The sequence below is a fragment of the Tolypothrix campylonemoides VB511288_2 genome (genome assembly GCF_045999855.1).
Lineage (GTDB): Bacteria > Cyanobacteriota > Cyanobacteriia > Cyanobacteriales > Nostocaceae > Scytonema > Scytonema bouteillei_A.
The window spans coordinates 230,563-253,380 of record NZ_JBFPMW010000004.1; the positions used below are offsets into that span (position 1 = coordinate 230,563).

Annotated in this window: 13 protein-coding genes; 5 read left to right on the forward strand and 8 right to left on the reverse strand. The window is 40.0% G+C overall.

Going from position 1 to position 22,818, the window contains the following annotated elements; translation table 11 throughout:
* Window positions 1-63: 63 nt before the first annotated feature.
* The 5 genes from AB0756_RS13770 to AB0756_RS13790 form a co-directional block, all read right to left on the reverse strand.
* Window positions 64-570 carry a chemotaxis protein CheW gene (locus AB0756_RS13770; protein ID WP_237265860.1) on the reverse strand — a complete coding sequence of 169 codons (507 nt, stop codon included), beginning with the start codon at window positions 568-570 and terminating at the stop codon, window positions 64-66.
* 23 nt (window positions 571-593) lie between these two features.
* Window positions 594-953, reverse strand: a complete 360-nt coding sequence (locus AB0756_RS13775; protein ID WP_038076578.1) for a response regulator transcription factor — start codon at window positions 951-953, stop codon at window positions 594-596.
* A 442-nt stretch (window positions 954-1,395) separates the two neighbouring features.
* Window positions 1,396-2,631, reverse strand: a complete 1,236-nt coding sequence (locus AB0756_RS13780; protein ID WP_038076580.1) for a response regulator — start codon at window positions 2,629-2,631, stop codon at window positions 1,396-1,398.
* Window positions 2,632-3,967: 1,336 nt separating this feature from the next.
* Window positions 3,968-4,885, reverse strand: coding sequence for an N-acetylmuramic acid 6-phosphate etherase (gene murQ / locus AB0756_RS13785; protein WP_038076582.1), 918 nt, complete (start codon window positions 4,883-4,885; stop codon window positions 3,968-3,970).
* 3 nt (window positions 4,886-4,888) lie between these two features.
* Window positions 4,889-5,302: a DUF3110 domain-containing protein gene (locus tag AB0756_RS13790; protein ID WP_038076586.1), complete on the reverse strand. Its 414-nt coding sequence runs from the start codon at window positions 5,300-5,302 to the stop codon at window positions 4,889-4,891.
* A 510-nt stretch (window positions 5,303-5,812) separates the two neighbouring features.
* Here AB0756_RS13790 and AB0756_RS13795 point away from each other — a divergent pair.
* Together AB0756_RS13795 and AB0756_RS13800 are read left to right on the forward strand one after the other, a co-directional pair.
* Window positions 5,813-11,854, forward strand: coding sequence for a translocation/assembly module TamB (locus tag AB0756_RS13795; RefSeq protein WP_038076589.1), 6,042 nt, complete (start codon window positions 5,813-5,815; stop codon window positions 11,852-11,854).
* A 287-nt stretch (window positions 11,855-12,141) separates the two neighbouring features.
* Complete coding sequence (locus AB0756_RS13800) at window positions 12,142-12,759, forward strand: Uma2 family endonuclease (protein WP_038076596.1); 618 nt, start codon at window positions 12,142-12,144, stop codon at window positions 12,757-12,759.
* Window positions 12,760-12,852: 93 nt separating this feature from the next.
* On the opposite strand, the gene AB0756_RS13805 is transcribed toward AB0756_RS13800, so the two are convergent.
* Complete coding sequence (locus AB0756_RS13805) at window positions 12,853-13,419, reverse strand: TIGR04376 family protein (RefSeq protein WP_038076598.1); 567 nt, start codon at window positions 13,417-13,419, stop codon at window positions 12,853-12,855.
* A gap of 314 nt (window positions 13,420-13,733) precedes the next feature.
* On the opposite strand from AB0756_RS13805, the gene AB0756_RS13810 reads away from it, so the two are divergent.
* Window positions 13,734-16,823 (forward strand): response regulator, encoded by a 3,090-nt coding sequence (locus AB0756_RS13810; protein ID WP_038076599.1) that lies wholly within the window; start codon window positions 13,734-13,736, stop codon window positions 16,821-16,823.
* A gap of 258 nt (window positions 16,824-17,081) precedes the next feature.
* Window positions 17,082-17,936 carry a response regulator gene (locus tag AB0756_RS13815; RefSeq protein WP_050046234.1) on the forward strand — a complete coding sequence of 285 codons (855 nt, stop codon included), beginning with the start codon at window positions 17,082-17,084 and terminating at the stop codon, window positions 17,934-17,936.
* Here the strand turns inward: AB0756_RS13815 and AB0756_RS13820 are convergent.
* Both AB0756_RS13820 and AB0756_RS13825 read right to left on the reverse strand, forming a co-directional pair.
* On the reverse strand, window positions 17,933-18,808 hold the full coding sequence (locus AB0756_RS13820) for a D-alanyl-D-alanine carboxypeptidase family protein (RefSeq protein ID WP_038076600.1): 876 nt from the start codon (window positions 18,806-18,808) through the stop codon (window positions 17,933-17,935). The genes AB0756_RS13815 and AB0756_RS13820 overlap by 4 nt on opposite strands.
* Window positions 18,809-19,277: 469 nt before the next feature.
* A complete protein-coding gene (locus AB0756_RS13825) occupies window positions 19,278-20,444 on the reverse strand; it encodes an ATP-binding protein (protein ID WP_038076606.1) in 1,167 nt (388 codons plus the stop codon).
* Window positions 20,445-20,801: 357 nt separating this feature from the next.
* On the opposite strand from AB0756_RS13825, the gene mnmG reads away from it, so the two are divergent.
* A complete protein-coding gene (mnmG, locus tag AB0756_RS13830) occupies window positions 20,802-22,727 on the forward strand; it encodes a tRNA uridine-5-carboxymethylaminomethyl(34) synthesis enzyme MnmG (protein WP_038076609.1) in 1,926 nt (641 codons plus the stop codon).
* Window positions 22,728-22,818 lie beyond the last annotated feature (91 nt).

Genomic DNA, 22,818 nt, shown 5'->3' on the forward strand with positions numbered 1-22,818 from the left:
CGATACGGCTTTAGCTATTTATAGAATTCTTCGCTATTAGCCAGATATTTCTTTTAATCTGATTCAATTGTAGATTTTCCAACTAGGAGAATGTACGATAGCAGATGCATCTAAAGAAATCGCCATATCTTCTGAATCATTTATAAAATAGCCTTGTAAAAATTGTGAAATCTCTGATGAAAATAATTGAGATTCTGGATATTTTACCTGGGTGGTATCTAATAACTCAATGTCCATAAGTTGTCGTACCAAAAGCCCAAGAGATTTTCCTTCACTATGCAGAACAATTGCCATGAGTTTTGAAAATAAATTCGTTTCATCAGAAAGTGGTGCATAGCCCAACATTTCTTCGAGATCCACTACCCAAAGCATCTCGCCTCGCCAGTTATACGTTCCCAGAACACAACTGGGCATCTGAGGAACAGCACATATTTCCATTAATGAAATTTGAAAGACTTCTATAATATGTTCTAAAGAAATAACAGCTGTATCTTTTAAACCTAAATAAAAACTTAAAAATTTTTGCCGTGTTTCCAAAGCATTTACCTCATTTTTATTTACTATTTTCATAACACTCAACGAGCGTTGTTTTTTTATTTTAAATGCCTTAAAGTCTTTAACAAGTCTTCTTGATTTACGGGTTTAGAGATGTAACCATCAGCCCCCAGCATAGAACCCCACATTTTATCAACGTCCGTATTTTTAGTCGAACAAATGACAACCGGAATTTTACTAGTACTTGGATTATTTTTCAATTCCCTACAAATTTCAAAACCACTTTTACCAGGCAAAATGACATCCAAAAAGATAACATCAGGTTTGTTTTTCTCTAGTTTTTCCTGAAGTTCCTCACTATTGGTGGCACTTACTACAGAGTAACCTGCAGACTGTAAGTAACTTGTAAGAACTTGCATATCAGTTAAGGCATCTTCAACAACTAAAACTGTAGTCATAAGAATTACTACTTAAATTAAATTAGAAACAAGACAGAGTTGAATTGAATAATACTCAATTCATTGAATGAGTCAAAAATATTTTTAGCTTTCTTCTATAGTGATTGATCTTTTCTCAACTTACTTCAGTATAATTACGCACTATTACATAACTTTACATGGATTCTTTATAAGTAGTGATATAGAATTAATTGTTGATTTTGAACATGCACAAAACAGGAAATCTTTCCTCATGAATGATTTGAGAAAATAGGCATCATTCCTATCACAGTTATTTAGCAGCTAACAAAAAAAACCACTCAAGTGGTTTTTTAGTTTTAGTCTGTAAAAAAACTTCATTTGAATAGTAAAGAACTATGTTCTAGAGAAAGTTTTAAAATCTGCTCTCATGAGTTTTGACAAACAGTGTTTGTTATGAATTTTTACAATTAAGCAGCAAAAATCATGAACCAGTCAAGGGTAATGCTTGTGAGCTAGAAATATGTTTATCTGATGACTTCGGAGCTTTTAAATACTTACGCAAAATCACTGTAACTTTATCAGCAGCTATTGGTTTAGTGATAAATTCTGTCGAATGAACTACCTTAGCCCGAACCCTATCCATCAGCCCATCATTACCTGTTATGATAATAACAGGGGTATCAGCAAAAGCAGAAATTCGTCGCAGTTGAGAACACAACTCATAACCGTTAACAACTGGCATAATGAGATCCAAAAAAATTAAGTCTGGCTTATGCTGAATTATGGTTGGCAATGCCTGTACTGAATCTTGAACCTTAATAAACCTCAGTCCATTAGAAGTTACAATTTTCTCCAACATTTGGCAAACTTGGAGACTATCATCTACACAAACTACCAATGGAGTTGTTGCGTCTACAGCTTTACTAGAGGTAGAGTTATTTTGAGTTTCTGCGATCAAAGGTAAATCGGGAACGTCAACCAATTCAATAATTCCTTTTTGAACGTAAGGAAGCAAAGAACGGATAACTGACAAAGGATTGTGATTCATTTTGACAGCTAAATCCCGCAGGGTGTATTTACCGTTGAGCAGAGTCACAAAATTTTTGTAAACAGATGAATTGACTTGTTGTTCGAGTCGATCTGGTTTACGCAGTACGGGTGCTGAATCCGGAAAAATGTTTCCTAAACTAGATTCTAACCACAGTTTCCACGAATCTTCTACTTGCTTTAAAGATAGATCGGCACTTGTGAAACTAACAGGAGCTTCTAAAACAACTTCTTGATTGCGTTCTGCGCGAAGTTCGGTATTGCCATCATTAAAATGTACGGTATCAAGATTGGCTTGCTGTACTACATCAAATAATAGTTCAAAGATTGTGTTATCCACAATCATTTTGATTTGTTCTCGTTTTAGTTTTTGTCTTTGATGTAAAATTCCTAAGATACGATAATCCCAATATTCAAGTAATGTATCTTCTATGCGAAACCGCATCTTTTCAAGATCCATCTCAGGACAGTGCTGAACCATATGTCTGCGCCAGCGTCGCCAAGGATGAGTCCCACCTGTCGCCCAGACGATCCGCCCCAGACGGTAGTAAAAGGTCCATGCTTTTCCCCGAGCGTTTTTTATGTCCAATTTACCGCTGTACTGTAATTGAGAACACGTGATAAATGCATCAAATAGATTGCTGGGTACAATCTCTTTTAAATGGTTCATGCTTTCTCCCTGTACTGTAACTGTAAAAGTTGTTATACCATTTTAAATGTTAGATTTTTCTGAAAGTTAAGCCGATCGCACTGCTGAAAGAAATAGACTCAAGACTGCTCGGTTAAAAATTATTTGCGCTCTTGAGAAACCAGGTTTCTGTTCCGGGTTATCAAAGCAGTATTAAGGCTCAACTCACCGCAAAGCGCCGCTCTTCATTCATAAGAACAACTTGGATTTTTTAAATTTGGAGGTCTCTTAGACAGATAAAATTGCTATAGCCCAAAAGTAAAATATAATCAGCCTTAATAAATTATCATACATATTAGAAAACTATATTAAATCAGTATAAATTCTGATTTCTAAACCTCTTAAGCCAAACGTACAATCGGCAAGTTTGGCATTAATTGGCTTCCAATTCTTTAATTTATGAAAATTATAATTATCTTTGTGAAGATAAGATATTCGTTGCAATATTCAATTGATAAAACATCACATTTTTATAGTAAAAAGATGAATTTTTCTTATAAAGTTTTAACCTGATTTCTTAGCGTTATTACATAAGAAATTATCAGAAAACACTGACTTGACCTCTTGAATTTCTTCTTTCTCAGTATCCTAAGTATGTTTTTTTGCTAATTTACATCTTGCTGCTTCTCAAAAGGATCGGGTCGATACTGGCAAACATACGCAATAACCGACTTTGCAACCTGTGTTTTTTACCAAAAGATAATGGTATAAGATATAAACTAACAGATATTGAGCTTAACCAATTCAATTGCTATTTGACATCTGTATGTTTCCTTAAATTAAGTATAATTTTATGTACTTCCTTTAACTTTTGTTAAAATATTATGTAAAATAATTAACATCATGTTAGCTATATATACTGAAACCGACTGTGATTGAGCGCTATTGATATTAGCGATCGAAAGTTTAAAAGTCAGAGTTAAAAACTTTATGTGTACTTAAGTACTAAAGTTATAAAACATAACCCGATTTGGACAAATAGATTACCAAACCTTATGAGCTTTTTCTGTTGAAATGCTTGTTCAAGTACGTCAAGAGATCGCTCTTGTGTTTGTTCAGAAACATATTTACTCTACGTATTTTGCCAAAATCCTTTCGGACGATACCGAGCGCGTACCAAAATTTCTTTGCACTGTGGCCTAGAATAGTCCTGTTCTCGCCAAGTTTTACGTAGAGAAAATTCTGCTGATGTAGGGGATATTCTCTCGATCTCAACAACTTGGTACTCCCACTTGACCCTTCTGCGCTTGCAGCATTACCGTACAAGAATCTGTCATTTGAGCGCAGAAAGGAAGTAAGAATGTTGAGTCATATCCCTTTACTGACTTTTATAACTTGCAACTGCTGCTCTGAGATTACCCTGGTGTTCTGATAAAAGCTTTAAACCTTCCTCTTGTTCCAATCCAGTCCAATGCATCAAAAGTGCTAACTTGACCCATTTACCACTCCGTTCTAACAAAAAACCAGCTGCATCTCGACTTAAGCCTGTTAAGTCTTGTAATATTCGCAAAGCGCGATCGCGTAACTTTTGATTTGTCACCGCCACATCGACCATGCGATTGCCATAAACTTTGCCCAACTTGACCATAATCCCTGTAGAAAGGATATTTAAAGCCAGCTTTGTCGCCGTCCCCGCTTTTAAACGAGTTGAACCCGCGAGAACCTCCGGTCCGGTCAAAAGGCGAATATCGATATCAGCGTCACTAGTAACTTGCTCAGCCGGAACACAGGCTATAAATATAGTCTTAGCCCCCCGCTGTCGGGCTGCACTTAATGCACCATGAACAAACGGTGTGGTTCCGCCTGCTGTAATACCAACCACAATATCAAGTTGCGTAATCTGACGCTGAGCGATCGCAGTTTCTCCATCTTGGACGCGATCCTCTAAATCTTCGGAACTGCGAAGGAGTGCGCCTGCACCCCCTGCAATAATACCTTGTACCATTTCCGGGGAGGTACAAAACGTCGGTGGACATTCTGCGGCATCCAATACCCCCAATCTACCACTTGTTCCCGCACCAATGTAAAACAGGCGTCCTCCGTGACGCATTCGTTCTGCACAAAGTTCAATCGCTTCTGCCAACTGGTTTTTAGCTGCAGCTACTGCAGCTACTGCCTTTGCATCTTCACGATTAAACAATTCTACGAATTCCAAAGTACCGAGCTGGTCTAAGTTAAGACTATCTGGATTGATTTGCTCAGTTAAAAGATGTCCGCGCTCCTGCAAATTTGCCATTAACTACAATAATCCTTCTAGTTTGCGACGAATACTCTCTAGCTCTGACTGAGATAACTCTGAATCGTCCTTCGACTCTTGAGTGCGATCTAAAGTTCCCTCCCCCGCATCTTCTTTTGAGTTTGGGTCCCAATCGGTTTCATCAACATTCACCTCAGGCGGAACGATCAAAATACTGCCGTCACTTGGGATGATTTCCCAATCATAGTCTGCGCTAGCACAAAATTCTTCCACTTCCTCTGAATCAATTGCCTCTACCGTAGGTGAGAGAAAATCTTGAGCTTCCAACATAAGGGCAAAGCGTGTGGCATCGTCTTCCGACTCAAACATCAGAACTTTATTGCGATCGCCCACTTGAATCGTATGAATTCCCTCATTTTCTGTTCTGGCGTTAAACAGTAGTACAAAAACACGCATGGATGTAGTCTTTTAGTTTTGTATCTTGAATTCCATAATACTTAAACAAGGACAAAATGAATTAACCCTATCTCAACGACCTCCCTGTTGATAGTGCTTGCATCTAACTTGACCCTAGAGACATTAAGAACTGATAATGTGCAGGTATTTGTCACATCTTGCAAAAATATGCATATTTGCTAATTAGTTATTCAAAAAATTGTCGCTTTCCTACGGATTTTCTCTCAAGTGGATGAAAGTCGAATGAAAATGGTTAATCCTGATAACGGAATTGAGAGCCCCTTAGCAATTACCAATTTGGCAAGAACTTAACAAGAACGTTGCTGTTCGTACCTAGAAAAAGTGAAGACTCCGGTTAAGTTATCACTTTATTGTTTATTGTTAAGTAGGATTGCTAGTTCCGTATTTGGTATCGCCGGTTATCCTTGAGTAGGCATAGCCATGATTCTGCCAGTTGATTGTCATTTTTGGCTGTAGCAGATACATTCGGTAAGTCAACAGTGAAACGACATGACGAACGCTTGTAATCCAGAACATCCCTCAAAACCCACCCGTTCTAACAACTCTGTCAAAAAAGCTACTTGGTTGCTCGTTTTGAGTAGAGGTGGCATTGCCTTGGGTGGATTTCTGCTGATTGGACTTGCAGGCGGCGCATGGCGATTGTGGAATTTTATACGTACAGAGCTAGTACCACTGGCGGAAACAAGCCTCACGACCACGCTCAACCGCCCCGTAGAGTTGGGAGATGTCAAAGAATTTTCTCTCACTGGAGTAAAGTTTGGTGCTTCAGCACTACCTGCAACACCGACAGATCGAGACAAAGCGACTGTGGAAGCAGTCGAAGTCAGTTTTGACCCATTAGGGTTACTGTTGAACCGACATCTCAAGCTAGATGTTACCCTAGTCAATCCCGATATCTATATAGAACAAGATGAACAAGGGAACTGGATTACTGCCACCATTGCACCTCCAGGTAAAGAAGGACCAATTAAAACCGATTTAGATAAACTGCGGGTTCGCAATGCTCGGTTAGTCCTAGCACCTATGAGGGGTGGGAATCTGTCACAAATCTCTCCCCCAGAAACAATTTCCAACACTCCCACCTTTTCATCTCCCTCTCCCCCCTCCCCTTCATCCCCCCAAACCCCAGTTACCAATACCCAATCGCCAGTAGAATTTTCCCAACTCAATGGAACTGCTCAGTTTTTAGAAAATAACGAACTGATAAAATATGATATCAATGGTGTGCCAAAGACCGGTGGTAACATATCCATTCAGGGAGAAACTCACCCGAAGACATTGGCGTTTGAAACTAACTTACATTTGAAAGGGGACTTAAACGCCACAGAAGTCACTCGTTTGATTAAATTGCCCATCTTTTTACTCAACGGTCGAGTTCAAGCCGATTTAAAGATCCCCAAGCTGCTACTCAAGCAACAATCTGAAAAACCAAAAAGCCCTTGGATTTATGGAACGGCTACCGCGCAAGGAGTGACGCTTCAGGTTCCCAAGATGCCACAACCGTTTATCAATTCTCAAGGTAACTTGCGATTTGATGGTAGCCGAATTCACTTAGATAATGTGAGAACTCACTATGGCAAAATTCCCCTCATTGCTAGTGGTTTTCTTGATACCGAAACAGGCTTTCAGTTAGCAGCACGTGTCAATGCTGTTAATATTGCCCTAGCCAGAGAAACTCTTAACATCCAACTTCCCTTCCCTACCCTTGGGGAAGTAAAAGCTGACTTACAAGTTCTGGGAACAACAGAGAAACCCATCCTTTTGGGTAAAGTTGCCACTATCAAAACTGCCAGAATTGACAAAGTCGATTTTGATAGCGTTGGCGCACAGTTTGAGTTTTCTCCTGTTGCTTCCGTTATGACTTTTAAAAATATTAAAGGGAAAGCTGCAGTTGGTGGTGACATTACAGGGAATGGCAAAATTCAACTCAATGCCAATCCCCAGCTTACTCAACTTAACTTTAATTTTAAGGCACAAAATATTTCAGGAGATGATATCGCATTACTCTACGGCACAAAACCCCCGATTCAAATCGGTCAAGTTGCGGCTGTTGGCAAATTAACAGGAACTCCTGAGACAATTCAAACATCAGTGCAATGGCAAGCACCCCAAGCCACCTACCCCGCAACGGGTGAAGTTACCGTCGCACCGAATAAAACTGTTTCATTCCGCAATGTTGCGCTTCGTGTTGCTGGTGGTACAGTACGGGCATATGGAACTTGGAACGAACAGCAATGGCAAGCCGTTGCTGACGCATCTCAAATTGAAGTCCAACGCTTTGTCAATCCGGCGCAAATCCAAAACGTCTCTCTAAACGATGCGCGATTTAATGGTCGTTTCATCCTGTCGGGAACCTCCGCACCATTTCAGATTGCCACAATTCGTCCGGAAAATGCCAGAGTTCAAATTGCTGGCGGTACAGTTGCAGTTTCCAACCTCCAATTTAACGAGCAAAGCTTTTCCGCACAACTCGTTGCCAGTGATATAAGATTGGGACGTTTGTTAAAAACTCAGATACCCCCAGCTTTAACCGGACCGTTGGCGGGTAAAGTACAAGTATCGGGTAATACAAGTGATTTTAGCCTCAAAACTTTCCGTGCTAGTGGGGAAGGACGCATAGGGATTGGGAACGGTACAGTTACGGCTTCCAATATCCAAGTGGGTAACGGCGTGTATCAGATGCAACTTCAGGCGAATGATATAGCACTGCAGGAAGTCGCACAACTCCCTAAGGAGTATCGTGGAAAATTAACCGGTCAATTTAATGTTGCTGGGTCTGTAGAATCATTCCAACCACAAGCACTTCAAGCGATCGGTCAAGCACGGGTTAAGATAGCAGATGGCACGGTTATTGCAAATAATATTCAACTTGCAAACGGTCGGTATAGAGCACAACTCCAAGCAAATGATGTGGCGTTGCAGCGATTGGTACCGCAGTTACCTCCACAGTTTCAAGGTAGGCTGACTGGTTTGTTTAATGTGGCGGGTGGGATAGAGTCATTTAGCCCGCAAGCTATCCAAGCGATCGGTCAAGCAAGAGTTAATTTTGGTAGAGGCTCAGTCACAGCTTCAAATATTCAAGTGGCTAACGGTCGCTATCAAGTACAACTTCAAGCTCAGAATATACTCTTGCAGCGATTGGCACAAGTGCCTCAGCAGTTTTACGGAAACTTAACGGGTCAGTTTAATGTTGCTGGTTCTCTAGAGCCTACACAATTGCAAGCCATTCGAGCCACGGGTCAAGCAAAACTGAATGTTGCAGGTGGTGCGATCGCAGCTTCTAATATCCGCGTAGGTAATGGTAATTATCAAGCTGTGGTAGATGCATCAGGTGTAGACTTAACTCGGTTTTCACCAGATTTACGCGGACGGTTTGGTGCAAAGATGCAAGTAGCAGGTCGGGTGGGGGCTTTTGACATAGCATCCGTCCGTGCTGTAGGAGAGGTCAGGTTTTCTCAAGGAATTTCTGTTATCGAGCAACCACTGACAGCTTCTATTGGTTGGGACGGAAAACAAGTCATAGTTGAGAGAGCAACTTCTGCCGATTTAAATGCCAATGGTTACATTTTTGCCAAAACGAATCGAGTCGGAGTCCCGGAAATTACGGGATTAAATCTTAATGTCCAAGCCCAAAATGTCAATCTGCAAAAGTTACCCTTATCTCTTCCCAATCCTGCAGTTTTAGCAGGTAAAGCTGACTTTGGCGGAAGAATTTCAGGTCAATTGCCAGTTCCAGATATTCAAGGACAATTGAGGTTGCGAGATTTGGCAGTCAATCAGATAGCTTTTGAATCTGTGTTAACTGGAAATATTCAGCTGGTACGAGGACAGGGTTTTAATTTAAATGTAGCAGGAAAACGAGATCGTATTGCTTTAAATGCAGGTGCTGTAGGTAAAGATGCATCATGGAGCGTCTCTACCTTTGATGTCCGGTGGCAAAATGCTATGGCTTCCGGTCAATCAAAAGGGGATGTTTTGGCAATGAAGGTGGAAAACTTCCCCCTACAAATATTAAATATAGCTCCTCCGGCGACTGCTCGCCTTGGGACGAGTGCGATCGCTGGATTGTTAACGGGAAGTGCTGAGTTCAATCAAAAGACATTTGCAACTTTAGGGAATATTACCATTGAAAAACCGCAATTTGGAAGGATTGCAGGCGATCGGCTCAGCACGCAATTTCGGTACAGTAATGGCAAAGCAACCATTACAAACAGTGAATTTGCAAAAGGTGCAAGTCGTTATGCTCTAGCAGGTACTTTTGCCCAAACTGCCAAAGGTCCGCAAATACAAGGTAAGCTAAACGTCACAAAAGGTGAAATTCAGGATGTTCTGGCTGTACTGCAGTTATACGAATTACAAGATGTCCAACGCGGTATGGCAGAACCAACTTATGGTAAAGCAGCAGATTTAGCCAGCATCAAGCCAGTGGGTTTACCCGACAAGCCATTAATTACGCAAATGCAGCGCTTGGCTGAAATTGATTATTTGCTCTCGCAGCAGCAGCAACAACGGCGCGATGCTTCTCCTATCCCAGACTTAGCAGATTTAAGTGGAACTTTTAGCGGTGAAGTGAGCGTAGATACAGCAACTGCAACCGGGTTAAATGCAAACTTTAATTTAAACGGTCAAAACTTTGCTTGGGGAAGAGGAAACGAACCCAATCGTTACTATAAAGCCGAGCAGATCGTTGCTCAAGGGAAATTTGAAAATGGAGTTTTGACACTTCTACCTTTACGGCTAGAATCGGAAAACAGGCTGATTGCTTTTACAGGCAATATTGGTGGAAAAGAACAGTCCGGTCAATTGCGTGTCACAAATTTCCCGATACAAGTTTTAAATAATTTTGTGAAATTACCAGTTGGTTTAACGGGTAATCTTAACGCAACAGCCGCTTTAGCAGGTAGCATTAACAATCCACAAGCCAAAGGGGAATTAGAAATCCGAGAAGGAACTCTCAATCAAAAAGGTGTTGATTCAGCGAATGCAAGCTTTAGCTATAACAACGGTCGCTTGGATTTTGGCAGCGTTGTGGGGGTTTCGGGTGATGAGCCGGTGAATATTAGTGGTAGCATCCCTTACAAATTACCTTTTGCAACCACAGCACCAAATAGCAATACAATTAGTTTAGATGTGAAGGTAAAAAATGAAGGATTGGCAATCTTAAACTTGTTAAATAACCAAGTTGCCTATGAAAGCGGTGAGGGAGAAATTGACCTAAAAGTGCGGGGAAACTTACAGAAACCAACTCTCAATGGAATTGCGAAAATTAGTCAAGGGATTTTTACATCCCAATCGCTACCAGGAAAGATTACAGATGTTATCGGAAAGGTAAATTTTGATTTTGACCGCGTTATTGTGGAGAATCTTCAAGGTCAATACAATAATAAAGGTGCGATCGAAGCCAAAGGGCAGATTCCCATTTCCAGCAAAGAAAAACTGGAAAACCCTCTGACTGTGAGTTTGCAACAATTAGCAGTCAATTTGAAAGGGCTGTATCAAGGAGGAGTGGACGGTAAGCTAGAGATTGCAGGATCTGCTCTTAGCCCTGTCATTAGCGGTCAAATGGCATTAGATAACGGTGAGGTATTGCTAGCAGAAGCAGCTGAGGGTACAACAACTCCTGGGACGGGTAGTGGGATCGGTAGTGTCAGCGATATGCGGCTCAAACAAAACAAGCAAACAACTCCTACCGTTGAAAGTAATGAAACCAGACTGAACAATCTACAGATAACACTTGGTAAAAATGTCAAAATTACTCGCCAACCGATTCTTAGTTTTCGGGCGACTGGTAGCCTCAATGTCAATGGTCTGTTGAGTCAGCCAGTTCCGGAAGGAACAATTACACTCAAAGAAGGAAGTGTCAATTTATTTACAACAAGATTTAATCTCGTGCGTGGTTACTCTCATAAGGCTATCTTTAGAGAGAATCAGCCAAGGGACCCGGATTTAGATATTCAGTTGTTTGCCAAAGTGTTGGATACGACTCAAGGTACCGATTTAAATAAAGCAAATATTACAGGATTAGCGTCTTTAGAGACAGTGCGTGTTGAAGCTAGGGTAGAAGGACCTGCGAGCCAACTTGATAAAAATCTTGAATTGGTAAGTTCTCCCGCACGCAGTCAAACAGAAATCGTTGCTCTATTGGGTGGTGGATTTATCGATACTCAAGGACGTGGCGGTGATAGTACATTAGGGCTGATTAATATAGCAGGTTCAGCCGTGTTGAATAATTTACAGGGACCTCTAAACCAGTTGGGAACCGCACTGGGGTTAAGCGAACTGCGTGTATTCCCAACAATTCTTTCGGATAATCCAGAAGCAGGTCGTAACAGTTCTAGTTTGGAGCTAGCAGCAGAAGCTGGAATCGATATTACCCGCAGAATCTCTGTTTCCGGGCTAAAGATTTTAACAACTGGCGACCCCGTACAGTGGGGTGTCAACTACCGACTGAACGACTCAATTCGTCTCCGTGGTACAACTAATTTTTCTGATGACAATCGCGCTGTCGTTGAGTATCAAAAACGGTTTTAAAAGGATAAAGCATCAAGGATGAAATACGGCACATATAATTATTGAAGAAGGCAGAAGTACGAAGGCAGAGGGCAGAAGGTTCACCAATGCATTTAGAAGGGGATTCAGACCCCTCCTAAATGGTAGCGACTGAACGGAGTTCAGTCGGGGTCTTAAACCCTTGTTCCCTTTGGTCACTCGCAGAGAGCGGAGCCAGTATTCTCGAATGCCTCCTGCAAAGCTGCCCTCTGCCTTTCTTGATAAAAGTACTGTAGGGTCGGCAGTAACCGCCACACAATGAAGACGTTATGACACAAGCCTTAACAAAAATAGTTACTTTTGATGAGTTTATTGCCTGGTATCCAAAAAACTTAGGAATACGATACGAACTACATAATGGAGAAATTGTTGAAATGTCGCAGCCTGCAGGCAAACATGAAAAAGTAAAAGGTTTTTTGGTTAGAAAGCTATCTGTGGAGTTTGACCGATTGAATCTCCCCTACTTTATCCCCAATCAAGCAATCGTCAAACCACCTAACAAGGAATCAGGTTATTTTCCAGATATATTAATACTTAATGACGCTGCTTTAGCTTCAGAACCTCTTTGGGAAAAATCTTCTACTGTTATTTTTGGTGCATCCATTCCTTTAGTGGTCGAGGTTGTTAGTACGAATTGGCGTGATGATTACTATATAAAACTGGCTGATTATGAGGAAATGGGTATTCGTGAATATTGGGTTGTGGACTATGCAGCATTGGGCGCTAGGAAGTTTATTGGGAATCCCAAACAATCGACTTTTTCACTTTATCAATTGATTGATGGGGAATATCAAGTGACTTTGTTTCGAGGTAGCGATAAAATTGTATCTCCAACTTTTCCCGAGTTAAATTTAACTGCCGAACAAATTTTTCAAGCTGGTCAATAAAAGAAAAGACTTGCTCGCAAATAATATCATGTTCGGATGAACACTTACACGCTTAGCGTGATGAAAGTCTTCATCCTTTACCCTTCATACTCGTTACTTTCCCATATTCCGTTTCATCTGTTCGAGTTCGTCTTGGGTTTCCCAACGGCGGAATTTTTCTTCTAGATCGTCATAACCACTGGAATAACTGCTAGTAGAATTCCAACCTGCGGTTTCCAACCTCTGCTGGCTTTGAGCGCGTGCTGTTTGTGCTTCTCTGGCTTTGGCTTGCACTTCCTGTCTTCTCTGCTGAATTTTTCTCAGTAGTTCCTTGGCTTGGTTAATCCGTTCCTTTACCCCTTGCATTTGTCCCCAAAGCTGGTTTCCCTCACGCAGTAAGGCGGCTTCTCGTTGTTGTGCTGCAGCTATCAAATCTTGTCTGTTGGCAGTTTTTGCCTTTTCTACCCGAATATGCCACTTTTGAATTTCTTGAGCAGTGGACAACACATCGTCTTGCGATCGCTTTTCTTGCAATTGCAAATCTGCAATTAATTTTAACGTATCTTCCTCTTGCTGCCGCAGTTGCTCGAGTAGCGCTTCTAACTCCAAATGCGGATTGTTACGCAAGAATTCTTCTAAACGGTTTTCTAGAAACCTACTTAGGTCATCAAATAAGCCCACTGCTAGAACTCCAGAGGTTAGTTATTTCTCTATTGTAGTAATTATTGTTCGGCACGAACAGCAGGTTATATCCGTCTTGCTATGGCGTTAAAATATACTTCTATAAGTAGATGACAATTCTCCTCAGAGACTGCAATTCTAGATTACTAAGATTTATTAATATCATTATATTGTATTAATAAATACTCTACATCACAGTAATTCCACTAGCATTGCTGACTTATGGTTCTCATATTTTCAAAATCTTAATTTTGAAGAATTCACTCTGTAATTTCCAACCCCTGATGTTTCAATGTAACTTAAGATATGAGAATATGAATATAAAAAATTTTGCCAATACACAAGAAGTAGATATAACAAACTGCGATCGCGAAGCTATTCACATTCCTGGCTCCATTCAGCCTCACGGTATTCTGCTTGTTTTACAAGAACCAGATCTGAAGATTTTACAGGTTAGTTATAATATAGCTAACTTTTTCCACATTCCTGCTGAAACGTTAATTAACCAAAATTTATCTGTTTTATTTCCTGCTGCTCAGATAGAAATTTTAAAAGTTTGCATCGCTCAAGAAGAAGCAGAAGTCTTTAATCCTTTAAGATTATCAGTTCAGGTTGAGAATAACCTTTTAGTGTTTGATGGGATGCTTCAACGTACTGATGGTGTTTTAATCTTAGAACTTGAACCACCTTTGTCTTCTATAGAAACAGGGGAACTCAGTTTTTACCATCAAGTCAAAGCATCAATTTCACGAATTAAAAAAGCTACTGATTTCCAACAAGCTACAGAATTTATTGTGAAAGAAATCAGGAGAATCACCGGGTATGACAGAGTCATGATTTATCGGTTTGAACCTGATGGAAGTGGAGTTGTGATTGCTGAAGACAAACAAGAAGGGCTAGAACCTTACTTGGATTTGCACTATCCGGCTTCAGATGTTCCCAAACAAGCAAGAAAACTTTATTATGATAACTGGTTGCGGCTGATTGTTGATATGGACTATCAACCAGTTGAAATTATACCTGCTCTTAATCCTCTGACAAATGCTCCTCTAGACTTAAGTTTTTCTTTATTAAGAAGTGTCTCCCCCATACATAGAGAATACTGTAGAAATATGGGTGTTAGGGCTTCTATATGCATTTCATTAGTCGATGAAAAACACCTTTGGGGTATGATAGTAGGGCATCACTACTCACCCAAATATATTGATTATAAAACACGTCAATATTGTGAATTTATTGGACAATTAATGTCTGTTTATTTAGTTAAACAACAAAATCACATATACGAATTATATCATCAAAAGAATCAAAATTTTCAACAAACAATAAGACAAGAATTATCGAGCAATCATCAGCAAATCGGTCAAACTTTAGAAAAGAATAGTCAAAATTTATTAGATCTAGTTAGAGCTTCAGGAGCCGCTATTTCTTTGGGACAAGAATTAATTTTAATTGCTCAGACTCCACCCAAAGAAGTTGTACAAAATTTATTAATTTGGCTTAAAAAGACTTATGGAGAAGAAACTTTTATTACCAACAATCTCTCTAAGATTTATCCACTAGCAAAGGAGTTTACAGACTCTGCGAGCGGTCTGCTTGCTATTTCTATTGTGCTTTACCAAACTTCTTATCACATACTCTGGTTTAGACCAGAAGTTATTCACACAGTTCAATGGGGAGGAAATCCCAATAAACCTGTAGTCGTTGAAAGTAATGGAAGTGTCAAACTATCACCGCGTAAATCTTTTGAACTGTGGAAAGAAACTGTACGAGAGAAGTCATTACCCTGGCAACAAGTTGAAATTGATGCTGCACGGGAACTCAAAAATACACTGATGCTGGCAGTGTTAGAGTTTTCTCACTCAGCGCTAGAAGCAGCAGCAAAACAAGCTGAAGTTGCCAACCGTGCAAAAAGTCAATTCTTAGCAAAAATGAGCCATGAACTGCGAACTCCTCTGAATGCTATTCTCGGCTTTACGCAGATCATGCTTCGGGAAAATACGTTACCTTCACATCAGCTCAAAAATTTAGAAATTATTAATCGCAGTGGAGAACATTTGCTAGCACTCATTAATGATGTTTTAGAAATGTCCAAAATTGAAGCAGGTAAAGTTACTCTCAACGAACACAGATTTGATTTACACTGGGTCGTTGAATCAATCAAAGAAATGCTGCAACTTAAAGCTTCTGCGAAAGGATTAAAACTTGTCTTTGAAGGTGTGTCAGATGTTCCTCGATATGTTATTGCTGATGAAGGCAAATTACGTCAAGTTTTAATTAATTTGCTGGAAAATGCGATTAAATTTACGCAATTCGGTAATGTAAAGTTATGTGTGAAACTGGGGACAGGGGAGTGGGAACAAGAGACTGAGGATAAGGGCGATATGGGGGACAAGGGAGACGAGGAGGACAGGAGGGAAGTACTGGGAATGTTTCCCTCAATTGCCAATCACCAATCCCTCATTTTTGAAATTCGTGATACGGGTGATGGAATGGCGACCGATGAACTTCAAACCATATTCGATCCTTTTGTTCAAGCATCTACAGGTCGTCAATCAATGGAAGGGACTGGTTTGGGTTTACCAATCAGTCGGCAATTTGTGCGTCTGATGGGGGGAGATATTTCAGTTACGAGTATTCCAGGTGAAGGGTCTATTTTTCGGTTTGATATTCGAGTCAGCTTTCCAAAGAAAACGGATGACTTGAAATTATCAAAACCCAAACGAGTTATAAGTTTGCAGCCCAATCAACCACAGTATCGTATTTTAGTGGTGGAAGATGTAGAAGAAAATCGCTTATTACTTGAGCGGCTTTTAGAGTCAGTTGGTTTTGAAGTTCGTTCAGCAGTGAATGGAGCAGAAGCTGTTGCTGTCTGGCAACAATGGAAACCACATCTGATTTGTATGGATATGCTTATGCCAGTGATGGATGGATATGATGCTACCAAAAGAATTAAAGCCACATTAAAAGGTCAAGCAACTGTCATTATTGCTCTTACTGCTCATGCTTTTTCTGAGGAAAGATCGGCGGTATTAGAAGCAGGTTGTGATGATTTTATACCCAAACCTTTGCGAGAGGAGATACTTTTTGAAAAGATGGCAACATATTTAGGTGTGAAATATGTTTATGCACAAGAGAATCAACTGGATTCGCCTCAGTTACTAGCACAGCCTTTGCATTTAGCACCAGATGCTCTTCAGGTCATGCCTATAGAATGGGTGAAAAGGCTGCATTGGGCAGCAATGGCAGTAGATGATGCTATTGTTTTGAATCTGATTAAAGAAATTCCGGCAGAACATTCGTCTCTTGCTCAAACTTTAAGCAGATTGGTGGAAAGCTTTCGTTTAGATATAATTGCCAATGTCACTCCAGCTTATGTTGGGGAAGATTGTAACGACGGTTAGGGGGAAAGGCTCGGGAGTTAAGGGTTATATGGTGTTCGGATAATGGCTTAAGATTCAAAATTAAGCGTGTCGCCGCGTCTTTGCTTCTCCGCGTCATTCTTATCGTAATTACTTAGGCGAACCTGATATTAGGAGGTGTTGGGGGTTAGAGGAGAACAATCAATTCCCACTACATAAAGACCAGTTCACAATTCCCAATTCTCCTTATCCCCAAAGCTAACTCCTACCTTACCCTATTCCCAATTCCAACAAATACGTATGAATTCAAAAAAATTAGCCACTATTCTGATTGTTGATGATACCCCACATAATTTACAGGTTTTATCTGTTATGCTTGAGTCTCAAGGGTATCAAGTGAAGAAAGCAATTAGTGGTCAATTTGCTTTACAAGGGGTGAAGCTGGCACAACCAGATTTGATTTTACTGGATGTCTATATGCCGGAAATGAATGGCTATGATGTCTGTCAAAAATTAAAATCCATGTCGGAAACAAAGGACATTCCTGTTATATTTATTAGTGCTTCTGATAATGTGACTGATAAAGTTAAAGCTTTTGAAGTGGGTGGTGTAGATTACATTATCAAGCCTTTTCAAGCTGAAGAAATTTTAGTTCGAGTGAACAATCAATTGACTTTGCGATCGCTTGCACAACAATTGAAAAAACAGAATGCATTGCTGCAAAAAGAAATTCGCGAACGGCAAGAGTCTGAAGCAAGAGAAAGCGAAAAAATACGAGAACTAGAGATCCTTATTGAGCAATTAAAAAGCACTCAATCGGAATTATTACAACTAAAAACGCAATCTACTTTTGAGCAATTGATAGCAGAAGACCTGCATCCCAAAATTCATAATTTTCAATATTTTTTCGAACATCTATCCTTAACCCGCAAATATTGCCAAAATTTAATTCATCTCGTACAAATTTACAATCAAAATTATCCAAATCCAGTTCCAACAGTTCAGCAATTTATTGAAGAAATTAATTTAAATACTCTACTGATAGATTTGCCAAGAATTATTGATTGGCTCCAATCTGAGTTAAAGTGGATGGAGAATCAGATTCTACAGCAAAGTTTGGAGTCAAAACACCCCTCACAAACTGAATCTGGCTAGAGGGGTGTTAACCAATAAGCTACACCCCCAACCAATTTGTTCGTAAAACCAAAATCGGCTAGCCTTTCTGGAGGTAAACCAAGATAAGTCCAATGAGGTGAATCTCTTTCTACTGTCCGAAACCAGCCATTTTGATTTAAAGTATATTCCTGAGAGGCATTACTAACACCTAAGTCAATTGCCAGTCCCCAAAGATGTTGTGACGCTCCCGGTGGCGCAACAACACCAAGAATATTTGTTTCTTCACCCTGTCGCACTCGTTGTAAAGTCGTAGCAGTTGCATATTTATTCCAAAATCTGAGATTGGTAGCAAAACTGCGAGTACAGTCACTCGCGCCGTAACCAGATTTTAAAGGAATCTTCACTTGTGCTTTTGCTCTATTTAAAGCATCTGCAGCTGATTTTTGTAAATAACAGTCGTTAGTGTTATTGACCTTACTCATGTTCAAGCTCGATTGAAACTGTTTTGTTTCTTGCTCGCTAGTAAAGACCACTTTTGGCGGTAGTTTAATCCCTGCTTCTTGAATTATAAATGCAGCACCATAAGCACGTAATAAGGTGTATTCATAAGTATTGGGTGTCGGAAGTGTAGGTAACTTATATGTGACTAACGCTAAAAAACGATCTTTTTCAGGCAAACTGAGATTGGGTGTGGGCGGAGGAGCGATGGTAGGAACGATCTTGAGTGGAGGCGCATTTGTACAAGATGGCTTTTGCTCTCCGGGATTGCTTGAAGGTGCGCTCGCGCAATTTTCTACAGACTGACGGCTTGCACGCAACTGATATCGGTTAATTCCATGACTTGCAACCAGAGTACAAGCTAGAAAGGTAATTATAGCAATAAAGGCTAAATTCTTTATATTTCGCTTCATTTAGAATAATAACGCTGAACCTGCGCCATCCATAAAGTTAACTAGTCTCGTTACTCGTTACCAGGCTCAGCCTGGTAATGCATAGTTCGAGGCTCTGCCTCGACAGTGCCACTGGAGGCAAAGCCTCTAAAAAGGCATTCCCAGGCTCTGCCTGGGAACGAGAATATGCTGAAAGTTTGTGCTATTTGAAATATTTTTTCTTAGATATCAATTATAATATGTATAAGACTTCCTGCTACTCAATGGGTGAATTTATAACTTATCTCGATATTTCCAATTTAATTGAATTACAAAATTTTATAAATTCTTGAAAACTAGGCAAATCCTCACTTTTATACTGAATTCTTTTCAAGAGTTCTTCCAAATAGTATTCCTCTTTGAACTTGTTTGAGTTCTGGCAATATATAACTAAGCCAAGCAGGATAAACTTTTCTTTCAGTTCTTTTGCCTTCCACAAGAAAGTAGATGTTCATCCTACTGTAATACCTTCCTTATAAACATCAAGATTAATTAATTGCATAAAAGCTTGATGTCTGGATTTTCCTAAATTAAATTCCTTGGCATCAGTGGCAGTTACTACACCCCCCCGACGAGTTACTATCTTCCAGTACTCCATTGGAATGTTATTAATAATATATGGATGGTGGCTGGTGATTATAAACTGCATATTTCTATTTTCTAGTAATAGTTCGGTAACAACATCAATACAATTAATACCCAAACTATTTTCAAATTCATCAATCAAAATGACAGTATCTTGAGTAGATAAATATAGTTCGCTAATATGTAACAAAGTTTTTAACATTCCAGAAGATATTTGCCCTTGATGAATCCAATGACTTACTCCTTTTTCCTTTATATAAATAAAAGATTGATGATTTTTTCTTTCCAACACATTTTTCACCCAATTTTCAGATATATCCTTATCAGGCTCAATTTCTATCAAATTTATTTTTAGATCTTCTACTGATGTAAATATATTTATAAACCTTTCTTTGATTGTGTTAAAAATATTTGGTACATATTTATAAGCTAACGCTAACTTTATTTGAATCGGGAAATCGCTTTTTTGTATTTCCTCCAATGAAAACAAGTTTCTACTTAGAATAGACGCAATAAACAAAGAAGCAAAATCATTTTCAGAACTTTCTGTCAAGCGATTATTATAAATAATTTTACTAAACCCATCTCTAACAGGTCCAATATCTTCTTCTTCTCTCAAAATTTCTATAATACTTTGATAAGGGGATAGTTTTGGCAATCTGTTATGGTTGAATATAATTTCGTTAAGTCTTCTTTTTACTAGAAGCTTTTCATTACAATAAAGTTCTTCAACAAAAACTCTATATCTGTTTTTCCCTGGGTTTTCAATTTCTTCTAGAAATGAAGACATTGCTTGTTTTTCAAATTCTCCTCTCCATTTGTAATTATTATTTTTTGCAACAAATTCAATCTCCCATTGGATACCATTTAACGAAGCTCCTTTAGTGATTTTTTGTAAATTCATAATAGCTTCTAGGATCTGAGTTTTACCTACTCCTGAAGCACCAACTAAAAGAGTTAAATCAGATAAAAATACTGGTTCTAATTTCCATTCATATTGACGGTTGCAATATCTAAAATAATTAATTTTCATTTTTTTTAAAGAACAGTTAAAATATTGACTTGATTTCAGATTTTAATAGATTTTGATACCGAGCATTACTCTTGATTATTTTCAGCATACTTGTTTTCCAATTAACAATTAAATATCGTTGAAACTGTATATATTATTTTAATATATATTTAGAATAATCACTAATTATTTCACAAGCTTCATCAAGAAGACAATCGTATCAGAAAAAAACGCTCTTGTCTTGCAACTCATGCTTGTATACATTACCAAAGAGTACAGAGCGGAATTTAAAACCTTTGAAACTCAAATACCAATAATCAACAGAAGTGTTAACAACAGTTAGAATAAGTATGAGTTCTTGCTGCTCTGTTTAAGTCCATGATCCCGCTCACTTCCATTGAATTCCAAGACGCTTTTGACGTTATCGTTGTCGGTGCCGGTCACTCCGGTTGTGAAGCAGCCCTTGCGACAGCACGCCTTGGCTGTCGTACCCTGCTGTTAACCCTCAACTTAGATAAAATTGCTTGGCAACCCTGCAATCCTGCAGTTGGCGGTCCGGCAAAATCTCAACTCACTCATGAGGTGGATGCCCTAGGCGGGGAACTTGGCAAAATGGCAGATAGAACGTACCTGCAAAAGCGCATTCTCAACTCTTCGCGAGGACCCGCAGTTTGGGCATTACGCGCTCAGACAGATAAAAGAGAATACGCAGCAGTTATGAAGGGAATCGTTGAAAACCAGGAGAACTTAACGATTCGCGAAGGTATGGTTACGGATTTAGTGTTGGGTGCTAATGATGAAGTTACGGGCGTTCAAACTTACTTTGGTGTTGCCTTCGGGTGCAAAGCGGTGATTTTAACGACAGGTACCTTTTTGGGAGGAAAGATTTGGGTTGGCAACAAATCAATGGCAGCCGGACGTGCGGGCGAATTTGCAGCGGAAGGTTTGACAGAAACCCTGAATCGCCTGGGATTTGAAACAGGACGATTGAAAACAGGAACTCCTGCACGAGTCGATAAACGGTCAGTCGATTTTAATAAGATGGCACCCCAACCTGGAGATGAAGACGTGCGGTGGTTCAGCTTTGACCCACAAGCATGGGTAGAAAGGGACCAGATACCTTGTTATATTACCCGCACTACAGCCGAAACCCATCGCTTAATTCGGGAAAATTTGCACCTGTCACCCGTTTATGGGGGTTGGGTAGATGCCAAGGGACCTCGTTATTGTCCCAGTATTGAAGATAAAATTGTGCGCTTTGCTGACAAAGAAAGCCATCAAATCTTTATTGAACCAGAAGGGCGCGATATTCCCGAACTATACATTCAAGGATTTTCCACAGGGCTACCGGAAAATTTGCAACTGCAAATGTTACGCAGTCTTCCCGGTTTGGAGAACTGTACCATGCTGCGCCCAGCTTATGCAGTTGAGTACGATTATTTACCTGCTACCCAGTGTTTTCCTACTTTGATGACAAAGAAGATAGAAGGACTGTTTTGCGCCGGACAAGTGAACGGAACAACGGGTTACGAAGAAGCAGCAGCTCAGGGATTAGTCGCAGGAATTAATGCGGCTCGTTTTGTTCGCTCTCAGGAAATGATTGTTTTCCCGCGAGAAGAAAGTTACATCGGTACCCTCGTTGACGATCTTTGTACTAAGGATTTACGGGAACCGTACCGGATGCTGACGAGTCGTTCGGAGTATAGACTGGTACTGCGGTCTGATAATGCCGACCAGAGGTTGACTCCCTTGGGGCGTGAGATTGGTTTGATTGATGACCGTCGTTGGGATTTGTTTACTCGCAAGCAAGCGAATATAGCAGCAGAAAAAGAACGGTTGTATTCAACACGGGTGAAAGAACACGATGAAATCGGGCGGGCGATCGCGCTGAGCACCGGACAAGCAATCAAAGGTTCCATAACCCTCGCCGATTTGTTGCGGCGTCCGGGATTTCACTACGTAGATCTTAACAAGCACTCTTTGGCAAACACCAGTCTCGATCGCAGCGAACAAGAAGGGGTGGAGATAGACATCAAGTATTCTGGTTACCTGCACAGACAGCAAACTCAGATCGATCAAATTGCCCGTCAGGCGCATCGCCAATTACCTGCGGATTTGGATTACTATGCTATTGACACGCTTTCCAAAGAAGCACGGGAAAAACTTAGCAAAGTCAGACCTCTGAGTATCGGTCAAGCAGCACGTATCGGTGGAGTTAATCCAGCAGATATCAATGCCTTGCTAATCTACCTGGAAGTACGTAAAAATAAAAACCAAATTGATTTGTCAGTACTAACGAATTAGAGGATGAAGTATGAACTATAAAGTATCAAGCAGAAAATGACAGGTTGCGCCTATTTCATCCTTCATCGTTCAGAAATTCTGAAAACTTTGG